This window comes from Reyranella sp. GW821-FHT12G01 (assembly GCF_058806575.1).
The window spans coordinates 2,429,306-2,441,822 of record NZ_JBXAPV010000001.1 but is presented as its reverse complement, the minus strand read 5'-3'; the positions used below and the strand labels follow the sequence as shown (position 1 = coordinate 2,441,822).

Sequence of the window (12,517 nt, the reverse complement as noted above, 5' to 3'; positions counted from 1 at the left end):
ACGGCCCCAATTGGCTCCGGAGGTAGGAATCGAACCTACGGCCAGGCGATTAACAGTCGCCTGCTCTACCGCTGAGCTACTCCGGAATAAACTCGGTACGACGGCGGTACGTCGGCCGCGAAGGCGCGGTCTTGTGACAGAGCCGGTGTTGCGACGCAAGACCTGTCATTTGTGCAAATTGTGGAGGCCCGGGCCGGAGTCGAACCGGCCTGGAAGGATTTGCAGTCCTCTGCATAGCCGCTTTGCTACCGGGCCACACAATATGCGCGCGGTGCTATACGCGTCGCACGTCGAGCCGGTCAAGCCGGGCGCGACGCAGCGCCCTTTGACGCTGTCCTGCACCGCCGCCTATAAAACAACCGCTACATCTAGGGGGCAGCCTATGACGGATTTCGCGCTCGCGCGACGCAACATGGTGGAGGGTCAGCTCCGACCCAACCGCGTCAATAATGCCGGGCTGCTGGCGATCCTGGGCGATCTGCCGCGTGAACGCTTCCTGCCCGACGCCCTACGCTCGGTTGCCTACGCCGACGACGACGTGCCCCTCGGCAATGGCCGTTTCATGATGGAACCGATGGTGCTGGCCCGCCTGATCCAGACCCTGCAGCCGCTGCCCGAGGAAAAGGCGATGGTCGTGGCCGCCGGCCGCGGCTACGGCGCCGCGATCCTGGCGGGATTGTCCAAGTCGGTGATTGCCGTCGAGACCGATGCCGGCCTGGCCGCCGCCGCGAAGCAGGCCCTGCAGGAGCTGGGCGTCTCGGGCGTGCAGCAGGTCACCGGCGAGGCGGCGCAGGGTGCGGCGTCCTCCGGCCCCTATGACGTCATCCTGATCGAGGGCGCGGTCCGCGAAGTCCCCAAGGCCATTGCCGACCAGCTCGCCGAGGGCGGCCGGCTGGCCACGGTCATCGCCGATCCGAGCGGCGCCCTGGGCGTTGCCCATCTTTTCGTGAAGCAGGGTGGGATCGTGTCGGGGAGGCCGCTTTTCGATGCCGGTTCGCCGGCGCTGCCGGGCTTCGAGCCTCCCGCCCGGTTCACCTTCTAGACACGTGCAGGCATTTGGCATGCTGAGGGCTACCAATAGTGTTCCGCCTGATGCTAGGGTGCCGTCCACAGATGAGGGTAGAACGATGCGTATCCGGCCCAGCTTGAGGCATGCCCGCACCGCGGTCGCGTGCATCCTCGCGGTCGGGCTCGGGGGAGCTTCCAATGCGTGGTCACAGAGCCTGATCGAGGCGCTGTCGACGACCTACAACAGCAATCCCGACCTGCTGGCGAGCCGCGCAATCCTGCGGCAAACCGATGAAACGCTGTCGCAGGCGGTCGCCAACTGGCGCCCCCGCGTCACGCTCAACCTCGAGTACAACAAGGTCGAGCAGGACTCCTACTCGGTGCGAACGGCGCCCACGTTCTATGCGCTGAACGGCAAGTTCACGACCTTGCAGATCGTTCAGCCGGTGTTCCGGGGCGGCAAGACGGTCGCCGAAACCAAGCAGGCGCAATCGAACATTCAGGCCCAGCGCGCCCAGCTCGCGGACACCGAGCAGACCGTGCTGCTGTCGGCGGTGACGTCCTACGCCGACCTCGTGCAGAACATCGGCATCGCCGATGCCCGCCGCAACAACGTACGCGTACTGGTCCAGCAGCTCGACGCCACGCGCGAACGCTTCCGGGTCGGCGAACTGACCATCACCGACGTGTCGCAGTCCGAGGCCCGCCTCGAACTGGCCAAGGCCGACCTCGTCCAGGCCGAGACCAACGTCCGCATCTCCGAGGCGGCCTTCCAGCGCACGATCGGCAAGAAGCCGGGCCGGCTGGGTGAAATCCCGCTGATCGGCGGCCTGCCGTCGTCGGAAGAGGAAGCGATCGGACTGGCGATGGATAGCGGCCCGCGCGCCGTCACGGCCGCGCACCGGATCACGGCGGCCAACTACGGTGTCAATTCGGCGGTCGGCGATCTGCTGCCGCAGGTCAACCTCGTCGGCGCGCTGCAGCAGCAGTTCGACCTGCAGGTCCCGACCGACAAGTACTACAACTACGCCGTCCGTCTTCAGGCCACGATCCCGATCTTCCAGAACGGCAGCGAATGGTCACGTATCCGTTCGGCGCGCGAACTGGTCGGTCAGCGCCGCAACGAACTCGACAGCGCCCGCCGCACCGTGGCCGAGAACGTCATCCGTGCCTGGCGCCAGCTCGACTCGTCGCGCTCGCGCGTGACGTCGTTCGAATCGCAGGTCCGCGCCAACGAAGTCGCGCTGAACGGCGTTCGCCAGGAAGCGCTGGTCGGTTCGCGCACAACCCTCGACGTGTTGAACGCCGAGCAGGAACTGCTCAACGCCCAGGTCAACCTGATCCAGGCGCGTCACGACGTGCAGGTCTCCTACTACGGCGTGCTCTCCGGCATCGGCCGCCTCACGGCGCGCACGCTGGCGCTGCCCGTCGAGTATTACGACGAAGAGCGCTACTACAAGGACGTCGGCTCCCGCTGGATCGGCTGGGGCAGCAGCGGCGAATCGGGCACGGGCATCATCCCGCCGTCGACCTCGCCGGCTGGCGTGGCTGGGAGCGCCCCCGTCGGGAGCAGCAATAGATGAGCGACGGCAGGGGCAGCCAGAACAACGAGCCCTCGATGGACGACATTCTGGCGTCCATCCGCAAGATCATCTCCGACGACGAGGCCCGCGCCCAGGGGGCGGGACCGCGGTCGGGGGCTTCGTCGCAGCGTCCGCCGGTCACCGTTCCTCCCATGCCGCCGCGCCCCGTGCCGGGCGATGACGTGCTCCTTCTCACAGATATCGTTGAAGAGCCCAAATCCATGTCGAACATCGAGCCCATGCCGCTGCGGGTCGATCCTGTGAATCCGGCAGAGATGCCGCAGCCTTCGACCGAGCCGGCCGTCAGCGAGAAGCCTGCCAATGACAAGCCGGCTGCCGAGACGCTGGTCGGCGCCGGCGTGGCGGGTGTGGCCAGTTCCGCGTTCGCACGTTTGAACCAGGCGGTGCAGGACAGCGTGCCGGCTCCGGCGGCGACCAATCCCGGCCCGTCGGTCGGAGGCCAGACCATTGAGGATCTGGTGAAGGAAATGCTGCGCCCGATGCTGAAGGACTGGCTTGATACGAACCTGCCGCCGATGGTCGAGCGCTATGTTGAACGCGAGATTGCCCGGCTGACCCGCCGCTGACCCCCAGGCGCCACCTACAAATTCCCGCCACGGTGTCGCAGCCGTGGCGTTTTTCATTTAAGGCCAAGAAATGCTCGACAAGACCTACGACCCCAAGGAAATCGAGGCCCGGCGCTACCCCGAATGGGAAAACGCGGGAGCTTTCCGTGCCCATCCGGAATCGCCGAAGCAGCCCTATTGCATCGTTATCCCGCCGCCCAACGTCACGGGCAGCCTGCATATGGGCCACGCGCTCGATAACACGCTGCAGGACGTGCTGATCCGCTGGCGCCGCATGAAGGGCGACGACGTGCTGTGGCAGCCGGGCACCGACCATGCCGGCATCGCCACGCAGATGGTGGTGGTGCGCAATCTCGAGCAGGAAGGCATCGGTCTCGCGGTCGGGGGTGCCGCGCAGAGCGACGCCAACAAGAAGCTGCTGAACCGTGAGGAATTCCTCGCCAAGGTCTGGGAGTGGAAGGCCTATTCCGGCGGCACGATCACCAGCCAGCTCCGCCGCCTCGGCGCCTCGTGCGACTGGAGCCGCGAGCGCTTCACCATGGACGAGGGCCTGTCAAAGGCCGTGCTCAAGGTGTTCGTCGAACTCTACAAGCAGGGCTTGATCTATAAGGACCTGCGACTGGTCAACTGGGACCCCAAGATGCTGACCGCGATCTCCGACCTCGAGGTCGAATCGCGCGAGGTGAAGGGCCATCTCTGGTACTTCAAGTATCCGATCGACGGCAGCCCTGATGAGTTCATCGTGGTCGCCACGACGCGGCCGGAGACGATGCTGGGCGACACCGGCATCGCCGTGCATCCCGACGATCCGAAGTGGAAGCATCTGATCGGCAAGCACGCCGTGCTGCCGCTGGTTGGCCGCAGGATCGCGATCGTGGGCGACGAATATTCCGATCCGGAGAAGGGCTCGGGCGCGGTGAAGATCACGCCGGCGCACGATTTCAACGATTTCGAGGTCGGCCGCCGGCACAATCTCGAAGCCATCAACATCTTCGACAAGTTCGCGCGGGTGAACGACAAGGCGCCGGAAAAGTATCGCGGCCTCGACCGTTTCGACGCCCGCAAGAAGATCGTGGCCGAGATGGAAGAGCTGGGCCTGGTCGAAAAGATCGAGCCGCATACTCATGCGGTGCCCTACGGCGATCGCGGCGGCGTGCCGGTCGAGCCCTATCTCACCGAGCAGTGGTACGCCGATGCGAAGAAGCTCGCCGAGGCGCCGCTGGCGGCGGCGCGCGACGGCCGCGTGAAGTTCGTGCCCGACCGTGGCCGCGAGGATTTCTTCCGCTGGATGGAGAACATCGAGCCCTGGTGCGTGTCGCGCCAGCTCTGGTGGGGCCATCAGATCCCGGCCTGGTACGGGCCGGACAAGAAGGTGTTCGTGGCGCTCTCCGAGGAAGAGGCGAAGGCCGAGGCGCGGGCGCATTACGGCAAGGACGTCGTGCTGGAGCGCGATCCCGACGTGCTCGACACCTGGTTCAGCTCGGCCCTGTGGCCGTTCTCGACCCTGGGCTGGCCCGACCAGACGGCGGAACTGACCAAGTACTATCCGACCAGCACGCTGGTCACCGGATGGGACATCCTGTTCTTCTGGGTCGCCCGCATGATGATGATGGGCATGCACTTCATGAAGGAAGTGCCGTTCCGCACCGTCTATCTGCACGGCCTCGTCACCGACGAGAAGGGGCAGAAGATGTCGAAGTCGAAGGGGAACGTGATCGATCCCCTGGAGCTGATCGACAAATATGGCGCCGACGCGCTGCGCTTCACCATGACCTCGCTGGCCGCCTCGCAGGCCGGCCGCCTGCGGTTGGCGACGGCTCGCGTCGAGGGGGCGCGCAACTTCGCGACCAAGCTGTGGAACGCGACGCGCTTTGCCGAGATGAACGGCGCGGCGCTGCCCAAGGGTTTCGACCCGGCGTCGGCAAAGCTCACCGTCAACAAGTGGATGCTGGGCGAGCTGGCGCGCGCCAACCAGGCGATCGACAAGGCGCTGACTGACTACCGGCTGAACGAGGCCGCTAGCACGCTCTACGAATTCGTCTGGGGCGTGGTCTGCGACTGGTACGTCGAGCTGACCAAGCCGATCGTGCAGGGCGCGGATGGGCCGGAGAAGGACGAGACGCGCGCCGTCACGGCCTTCGTGCTGCGCGAGACGGTGAAGCTGATGCACCCGGTTATGCCATTCATCACCGAGGAGCTGTGGGACAAGCTCGGCCACCGCGCCGAGCACGGTCCGCTGATCGGCCAGCCCTGGCCCGCGCCGACGGCCGTGGATGCGGCGGCCGATGCCGAGATGGGCTGGCTGGTGAAGCTGATCTCCGACATCCGCTCGGCCCGCGCCGAACTGAACGTGCCAGCCGGGGCCAAGCTGAAGCTGCTGGTGATCGGCGGCAACGACACGACCTCGGCGCGTCTGGAGACGCATCGTCCTGCCATCGAGCGACTGGCGCGTATCGAGGGTGTCGAGGCGGCCGCGTCGGCGCCCAAGGCGTCGCTGCAGATCGTGATCGGCGAGGCGACATACGCGATGCCGGTCGGCGACGTGATCGACCTCAAGGCCGAGAGCGCCCGCCTGCAGAAGGAAATCAAGAAGCTCGCCGACGAGGTCGGCAAGATCGACGCCAAGCTCGCCAACGCCGCCTTCGTCGCCCGCGCACCGGAAGAGGTGGTCGAGGAACAGCGCGAACGCCGGGCGCAGGCCGAACAGACCGGCGCGCGGCTCAGCGCGGCGCTGGAGCGGCTGGGCGCTTAGTGGTGATTTCCGGCACGCCGTCGTACGATTATGGATATCCAGGTGGAGGCAAAGCATGACCTACACGCTCGAGCAACTGAGCGCGGACATCGGCAAGGCCCTCAAGGCCGATTCCGGGATCGCGGGTAAGCAGGAAATCTGCAAGCTGGTATCGAAGGTCCTGCTCGACGATGAATTCGTCGCGAGGCATCTGACTGCCGAGCAGTGCCGCCCGCGAAAGGTCCTGTATGAGGATCCGGAGCTGGGTTTCTGTATCTGCGGGCATGTGTACGAGACTGCCGCACACGGCGGGCCACATGATCACGGAACCAGCTGGGCGATCTACGGCCTCGCCATCGGCGATACGGAGATGACTGACTGGCGGATCGTCAAGAAGGGTGAGGGCGGTGAGCCGACTCTCGTCGAGCCCTCCAAGACCTACACGTTGAAGCCGGGCGATAGTCACTTCTACGACGTCGGCGTCGTCCACTCGCCGAAGCGGGACGGCTTGACCAAACTGGTGCGCATCGAGGGCACCAATCTCGATCGCATCCAACGCTCGAACATCAAGGCCGCCTGACGACTACGCGGCTAACGCCTGATCTGCATCGAGAGATATTTCGCCAGTCCGGCGCCGTAGGGCGGACGCAGCATGCGTAGCGGCGCCAGGTCCCATTTGATCTGGTGATAGATCGACTTGCGATGGCTGAATTCGCGGAAGCCGTCGTGGCCGTGATAGGCGCCCATGCCGGCCGGACCGATGCCGCCGAACGGCAGCTCTTCCTGCGCGACATGCATCACGACGTCGTTGACCGTGACGCCGCCGGAGGTCGTGCCGTTCAGCACCCGGTCGCGTTCCGCGTCGTCGCTGCCGAAATAGTAGAGGCCGAGCGGGCGGTCATGGGCGTTGATGTAATCAACTGCCTCCTGCACGTCGCCATAGGTCTTCACCGGCAGCAGCGGCCCGAAGATCTCCTCCTGCATGACCTTCATGTCGTCGGTCGGATTGAGGATCAGGGTCGGCGCGATGCGGCGGTGCGGCTGCTGGCGCAGATCCTCTCCGGCCGGATTGATCTCGACCAGTTCGGCGCCCTTGGCGCGCGCATCGTCGAGGTAACCCATGAGGCGGGCATAGTGCCGGTCCGACACGATCGCGGTGTAGTCGGGGCTCTCGCGAATCGTCGGGAACATCTTCGCGACGGAGGCCTTGGCTTCGGAGACGAAGTCGCCGATGCGGTCCGAGGGCGCCAGCACGTAGTCCGGGGCCAGGCAGATCTGGCCGGCATTCAGCGTCTTGCCGTTCATGATCCGCGCTGCAGCCACGGCCATGTCGGCAGAACGGCCGACGACCACGGGGCTCTTGCCGCCCAGTTCGAGCGTTACCGGCACGAGGTTCTCCGCCGCCGCTCGCATCACATGCCGGCCGATCGAGGTCGCGCCCGTGAAGACCAGGTGATCGAAGGCGAGGGCGGTGAAGGCCTGTCCCACCTCTGGTCCGCCGGTCACCACGGCGATCTCGCTTTCGTCGAAGACGCTGGCGAACATTGTCTTCAGCAGGTCCGATGTCGCTGGCGTCGTCTCGGACGGCTTGACCATCGCGCGATTGCCCGCGGCCAGAACGCCGGCCAATGGAGCAAAGGTGAGGTTCACCGGGAAATTCCACGGGCTGATCACGCCGACGACGCCCTTGGGCTGATAGCGGATCTCGGCCTTGGCGCCGAGGAAACCCAGGATGCGCGGCGTCGTGCTGCGGCGTTCGGTGCGCATCCAGCTTCGCAGGCTGTCGCGCGCATGCTTCAGCGGACCGATCGAGCTGGCAACGTCGGCAAAAGCCGTCACGGTGGGCGAACGGGCGCCGAAGTCGGCCGACAATGCCGCTTCGATGTCCCGCCGGCGATCGACCAGCAGGCCGATGCAGCGATTGAGCCGGTCGATACGGATCTCGGCCGACGGCGCGCCGTCCTTGAGCTGGGCGTCGCGCTGCTTCTGCAGGATCGCCTTCAACGACGCGGGCGTCGGCTCGTTCATGGCGTTACGAGGCCTTCCTGAGGTCCGGGACGTAAGGCTTGCTGGCGAAATGCTCCTGGCCGTCGCCGCGCGCAAACCGCAGGCCGGCATGGCGGATCGCATCGTCGTCAACCGGATCGAGCGGCACGTAGTAGCGGTCGTCGACCTTGGTGAAGGTGTCGTTGTCGACGCGATTGTAGCAGATCAGCAGGGTCCAGCGCCGGTTAGGCGAGCGGTTGGCGTCTGAGCGGTGGATCGCGTTGCAATGGAAGATCAGCGCGTCGCCGGCCTCCAGTTCGCAATACTCGACCGGGCACTTCTCCAGGATGTGCGGCATGCGCTTGGGATCGACCTCGTTCTGGGTCGGCGACAGCGGCGTGTGGTCGATGCGGCCGAGCCTGTGCGAGCCGGTGGCGATCTGCAGGCAGCCATTGTCGCGGTTGGTGCGGTCGAGGCCGATCATGACCGAGAGCATGTCGGGGCGCAGGCAGCCATTGTAGTACCAGTAGCCGTAATCCTGGTGCCATTCCCAAGCGCCGCCGACCTCGGGCTCCTTGGCCGTCAGCTTCGATTGGTAGTGATAGACCGGCCCGCCCAGCAGCGACGCCGACGTGTCGACCATGCGGCGCACGCGGGCGGCGAGCCCGTAGACGCTGTCGCCGGCGCGGTTCCAGAGCGCGATGCGCGTCGAGCGGCCCTCGCCATCGCGACGGTCGAGGATGCTGTCGCGCACGGCGGGATCTTCCTCCATCGCCCGGGTCAACAGCTTCACCTCGTCGGGCGCGAACAGGCCGCGCGCGTAGGTGAAGCCCTTCTCGTTGAACTCCGCGGTCTGCGCCGCGCTCAGCACGTTGGGCATGGTTTCCTCACTCTAGACGGGGCGGAAGACGTTGCGTCCGCCCGATTCCGAGACCGAAACCTTACGCCCGAGCTGTTCGCGCGTCAGCATGTCGGCGACCAGAGCGGGATCGTCCGGGGTCATGGCGACGAAGCGGTCCCCGGTACTGTCGAGGCGGCCCAGGATGTAGCCGCGCTCGGGCGCGTCCTTGCCGTAGGTGACGCAGTATGTTTCGACCGTGCCGGTGCCCGTGGGCTTGGTCTCGACCTTGCGCCTGGGGCGGGCGTCGAGTTCAGCCTGGAACTTCTTCGGATCCTCGCGCGTCCACGCGCCCTTGGTCGGCTCCGTGGAGTAGAGGCCGGCCGAGTGCTTGGTGAGGTAGTTGCCGTTGGCCGTAACCATGCCGAAGGAGCCGGGTTTGGCGCGCACCACGTTCATCATCTCGGCGATCGAGTGGGTGACGTAGTTGTTGCCGGGACCGCCGAAGAAGGGAAGGCCGCCGGTCACGCTGATTGGGCGCGGATCGTCGGTGGGGATGCCGATCTCGGTCATCGCCACTTCGACGGCCGAGGGGAAGCAGCTGTAGAGATCGAAGGCGTCGATGTCGGAGACCTTCTTGCCGGCCATGTCGAGTGCGATGCGGGCGCAGCCGCGGATTGCGGGCGAGGAGTCGAGCTTGTCGCGCTCGGACACGACCCAGGTGTCGGTGCCGTCGGCGCAGCCGTGCAGGAACACCCAGCGGTCCTGCGGGATGCCCCATTCGCGGGCCTTCTCAACGGATGTCACGAGCACGGCGGCCGCCTGGTCGATGATCGCGTTGGCGTTCATCAGGCGCGGATAGGGAAAGCAGATCCAGCGATTGTCGGGAGAAATCGTCGACAGCGCCTCGGCGCTGTAGCCCTCGCGGCGCGTGGCCAGTGGGTTGTCCTTGGCGACGGCGGCGAGGCGCTCGAACAGGCGGCCCATCGCCTTCATGTGGCTGTCGACGTCGCGCTTCAGGCCGCCGCGGATCGCGTTCTCCAGCAGCGGATAGAAATGGATGGCGGCGCGCAAGTCGTGGCGCGCTTCCTCCTCGCTGAAGCCGAAGCGGGCATCGCCGATGCGCGTCGGCTCGCCGCCGCCCGGATCCTCGTTCCAGTCGATCTTCATGTCGGCGCGGCGCGCGTTCTGCGTGCTGCGCAGCAGCTCGGAGCCACAGATCAGCGCCAGCTCGGTCTCTCCCCGGGCGATCTGCTCGGCGAACTTGTTCACCAGGTACTGGGGCATGTTGCCGCCCGAGTGGGTGTAGAGCAGCTGCTTCGGGTCGGCGTGCAGCCGGTTGGCGACGCTCATCGGCGGGTTGGTCGAGCGGCCGTAGGGTGAGGCGAAGCGCGGACTGATGTCGCTGAAGAACTCCATCACCGCGATGGCGTCGACCAGATGCCCGAGCGCATGGCCGCCGATCGCCGCCTTCGTGTCTTCGAGCGCCGCGTTCGCAGCCTCGGCGCAGAAGGCGACTCGCGAGCGTTCGCTCGATGGCTTGCCGACCGTGTCGGTGATCTGGCCAGCGCCGACCAGGATGGGGGTACGCGGATCGATCATTTGACGAGCGCCTCGATTTCGGAGGGAGTGAGTCCGGCCTGGGCCAGCACCGCCTTCGTATCTTCGCCGAGTGCGGCGACCTTGGGGCCGCTCTGCAGCGGGGAGCCGGAGAAGCGAAACGGTGGCGCCGGCGACTGGTAGGTGCCGCCACCGTCCTCGATGGTGCAGAGCGAGCCGCGATGCTCGACCTGCGGATCTTTCAAAGCCTCGGTGACGGTGACGTAGGGCGAGCAGGGCACGCCCTGCTTCTCCAGCGCGGCGACGACATCCTTCACGCTCATCTTCTTCGACCACTCTTCGAGCTCGTCGACGAGCTGGCCCCAGTTCATGCGGCGGTCGTGGTATTTCTCGAAGCGCGGATCGGTCAGCCAGTCGCGGCGTCCGGCGGCGGTCGCCATGTCCTGGAAGGTCTTCTCGCTGGCGGTCGCCAGCATGACATAGCCGTCGCTGGCTTCGATCGGGCCGTACATCGGACGCGACGGCATCTCGAAGTCGAACTGGGCGCGGTTGACCTCGCCCAGCAGCATTCCGACCAGGGTCTCGAACATCGACACGTCGACCATCTGGCCCTTGCCGGTGGCGTGGCGCTGGTGGACGGCGGCGAGGATAGCGCCCATCGCATAGGCGCCACTCGCATAGTCGGCGACGAAGATCCCGCAATTGTCGGGGCGCTGGCGGCCCTGCTGGTAGAAGAGATGCGCCATGTCGTAGCCGGTCGAGGCGTGGATGACCGGCGCATAGGCGGGCCGGCCGGCGCCGGGACCCGTCTGGCCGTAGCCCGAGATGGCGCAATAGATCAGCCGCGGGTTGATCTTCGACAGCTCGGCATAGTCGAGGCCAAGCCGCTTCATGACGCCCGGCCGGTAGTTCTCGACCAGGATGTCGACGGTGGCGATCAGCTTCTTCACCGCCGCGACCGACTCCGGCTTCTTGAGATCGAGCACGATCGACTTCTTGCCGGCATTGAGCTGGCCGAACATCGTGCTGAAGCCGTCGCGCTGCACCGGGCGTGAGCGCATCAGATCGCCTTCGGGCGATTCGACTTTCACGACATCGGCGCCCATGTCGGCCAGCAGGCGGGCGCAATGCGGGCCGGCGATGGTGGTCGAGAAATCGAGGATGCGCAGGCCGTCGAGCGGCCTTGTCATGTCCGTCATGTGTTCACCGGGTTGCGAGAATGAGGATGACGCCGCCGACCACCAGGATGCTGCCGATCCATTCGCCGAGCGACGGCCGTTCCTTGAGGATGAGGCGGGAGGAGATGAAGGTGAAGACGAGCTCGATCTGGCCGACGGCGCGGACCAGCGCGGCGTTCTCCAGCGTCATGGCCAAGGCCCAGCCAGCGGAGCCCAGCACGCTGAAGATGCCGACCCAGATCGAGGACCGCCAGTTGAACCAGACCTTGGAGAGCTGTGGCCGGTCGCGGCGCGACAGGTAGAGCGCCATCAGGATCACCTGGATGGTATTCATGCACGCGAGCACGGTGATGCCACGCACCATGAAGTCGCCCTCGGGCAGCAGCTTGGAAGCCTCGCGGATCGTGCCGGCGGCGATGGCGAAGATCGCGCCGGACATGATGCCGTAAAGCGCGCCCTTGTGGGTGAGGTCGGCCAGCACGCCGCGTACGTCGGAGAACTTGCCGCGCACGCTCAGGATCGCGACGCCACCCAGGCAGACCAGGATGCCAGCCCAGGCGCCGAGCTTCAGCGGCTCACCGGCGATGAAGGTCGCGAACAGGGCGACGAACACCGTCTCGGTCTTGGAGTAGACCGTGCCGACCGCGAAGTTGCGCAGCGAGAAGGCATGGATCATCAGCGAGGTGGCGATGATCTGCGCTACGCCCGCGATGGTCACCAGCAACAGGAAATACAGCGAGATCGACGGCACGTGCCGGCCGGTCACAAAGACCAGGAAGGCCAGCATGCCCAGCGCCAGCGGGGCGCCGTAGAGGTAGCGGACGAAGTTGGCGCCATCGACGCTCAGGATGCCGCGAATCTTCTGCTGCATCGTCGTGCGGATGTTTTGGCACAGAGCGGCAGCGACGGTAATCGGTATCCAGAGCGGCACGGCGTTTAACTCCCTTGCCGGGAGTGTATGGGGTCAATAGCCTGCCGTCTGCGGTTTAGATTTTCGCGATGCGTACTCTCAAATGGACCGCGGGCCTCCAGACCCGCTCATGATC

General features: G+C 65.9%; 10 protein-coding genes and 2 tRNA genes. 5 read left to right on the top strand and 7 right to left on the bottom strand.

All coding sequences use genetic code 11. The features are described 5' to 3' along the window. Positions 1-11: 11 nt before the first annotated feature. Positions 12-86, bottom strand: a tRNA-Asn gene (locus AC1RP5_RS11645). 95 nt (positions 87-181) lie between these two features. After that, positions 182-255: transfer RNA gene (locus AC1RP5_RS11640), tRNA-Cys, on the bottom strand. A 127-nt stretch (positions 256-382) separates the two neighbouring features. On the opposite strand from AC1RP5_RS11640, the gene AC1RP5_RS11635 reads away from it, so the two are divergent. From AC1RP5_RS11635 to AC1RP5_RS11615, 5 genes are all read left to right on the top strand, one after another. Further along, positions 383-1,042: a protein-L-isoaspartate O-methyltransferase family protein gene (locus AC1RP5_RS11635; RefSeq protein ID WP_493110801.1), complete on the top strand. Its 660-nt coding sequence runs from the start codon at positions 383-385 to the stop codon at positions 1,040-1,042. 85 nt (positions 1,043-1,127) lie between these two features. After that, positions 1,128-2,591 carry a TolC family outer membrane protein gene (locus AC1RP5_RS11630; RefSeq protein ID WP_493110800.1) on the top strand — a complete coding sequence of 488 codons (1,464 nt, stop codon included), beginning with the start codon at positions 1,128-1,130 and terminating at the stop codon, positions 2,589-2,591. Further along, complete coding sequence (locus AC1RP5_RS11625) at positions 2,588-3,178, top strand: DUF2497 domain-containing protein (RefSeq protein ID WP_493110799.1); 591 nt, start codon at positions 2,588-2,590, stop codon at positions 3,176-3,178. Before AC1RP5_RS11630 ends, AC1RP5_RS11625 begins: the two co-directional genes overlap by 4 nt. Positions 3,179-3,248: 70 nt before the next feature. Next, positions 3,249-5,930, top strand: a complete 2,682-nt coding sequence (locus AC1RP5_RS11620) for a valine--tRNA ligase (protein ID WP_493110798.1) — start codon at positions 3,249-3,251, stop codon at positions 5,928-5,930. A 55-nt stretch (positions 5,931-5,985) separates the two neighbouring features. Next, a complete protein-coding gene (locus tag AC1RP5_RS11615) occupies positions 5,986-6,489 on the top strand; it encodes a hypothetical protein (protein WP_493110797.1) in 504 nt (167 codons plus the stop codon). Positions 6,490-6,500: 11 nt separating this feature from the next. Here AC1RP5_RS11615 and AC1RP5_RS11610 read toward each other — a convergent pair whose 3' ends face one another. The 5 genes from AC1RP5_RS11610 to AC1RP5_RS11590 are packed head-to-tail and all read right to left on the bottom strand — an operon-like array spanning position 6,501 to position 12,402. After that, positions 6,501-7,937 carry a coniferyl aldehyde dehydrogenase gene (locus tag AC1RP5_RS11610; protein WP_493110796.1) on the bottom strand — a complete coding sequence of 479 codons (1,437 nt, stop codon included), beginning with the start codon at positions 7,935-7,937 and terminating at the stop codon, positions 6,501-6,503. A gap of 4 nt (positions 7,938-7,941) precedes the next feature. After that, positions 7,942-8,775 carry a phytanoyl-CoA dioxygenase family protein gene (locus AC1RP5_RS11605; protein WP_493110795.1) on the bottom strand — a complete coding sequence of 278 codons (834 nt, stop codon included), beginning with the start codon at positions 8,773-8,775 and terminating at the stop codon, positions 7,942-7,944. A gap of 12 nt (positions 8,776-8,787) precedes the next feature. Then, on the bottom strand, positions 8,788-10,335 hold the full coding sequence (locus AC1RP5_RS11600) for an acetyl-CoA acetyltransferase (RefSeq protein WP_493110794.1): 1,548 nt from the start codon (positions 10,333-10,335) through the stop codon (positions 8,788-8,790). Continuing rightward, the gene (locus AC1RP5_RS11595; RefSeq protein WP_493110793.1) at positions 10,332-11,492 is read right to left on the bottom strand and encodes a CaiB/BaiF CoA transferase family protein; all 1,161 of its coding nucleotides are present in this window, start codon (positions 11,490-11,492) and stop codon (positions 10,332-10,334) included. The genes AC1RP5_RS11600 and AC1RP5_RS11595 overlap by 4 nt, the downstream gene beginning before the upstream one ends. A 4-nt stretch (positions 11,493-11,496) precedes the next feature. Beyond that, positions 11,497-12,402 carry a DMT family transporter gene (locus tag AC1RP5_RS11590; RefSeq protein ID WP_493110792.1) on the bottom strand — a complete coding sequence of 302 codons (906 nt, stop codon included), beginning with the start codon at positions 12,400-12,402 and terminating at the stop codon, positions 11,497-11,499. Between the last annotated feature and the right edge of the window lie 115 nt (positions 12,403-12,517).

What these genes read in the sequence shown, in the direction of transcription:
- AC1RP5_RS11635 (WP_493110801.1), top strand. Translation starts at nt 383, where the DNA reads ATGACGGATTTCGCGCTCGCGCGACGCAACATGGTGGAGGGTCAGCTC.
- AC1RP5_RS11630 (WP_493110800.1), top strand. Translation starts at nt 1,128, where the DNA reads ATGCGTATCCGGCCCAGCTTGAGGCATGCCCGCACCGCGGTCGCGTGC.
- AC1RP5_RS11625 (WP_493110799.1), top strand. Translation starts at nt 2,588, where the DNA reads ATGAGCGACGGCAGGGGCAGCCAGAACAACGAGCCCTCGATGGACGAC.
- AC1RP5_RS11620 (WP_493110798.1), top strand. Translation starts at nt 3,249, where the DNA reads ATGCTCGACAAGACCTACGACCCCAAGGAAATCGAGGCCCGGCGCTAC.
- AC1RP5_RS11615 (WP_493110797.1), top strand. Translation starts at nt 5,986, where the DNA reads ATGACCTACACGCTCGAGCAACTGAGCGCGGACATCGGCAAGGCCCTC.
- AC1RP5_RS11610 (WP_493110796.1), bottom strand. Translation starts at nt 7,937, where the DNA reads ATGAACGAGCCGACGCCCGCGTCGTTGAAGGCGATCCTGCAGAAGCAG.
- AC1RP5_RS11605 (WP_493110795.1), bottom strand. Translation starts at nt 8,775, where the DNA reads ATGCCCAACGTGCTGAGCGCGGCGCAGACCGCGGAGTTCAACGAGAAG.
- AC1RP5_RS11600 (WP_493110794.1), bottom strand. Translation starts at nt 10,335, where the DNA reads ATGATCGATCCGCGTACCCCCATCCTGGTCGGCGCTGGCCAGATCACC.
- AC1RP5_RS11595 (WP_493110793.1), bottom strand. Translation starts at nt 11,492, where the DNA reads ATGACGGACATGACAAGGCCGCTCGACGGCCTGCGCATCCTCGATTTC.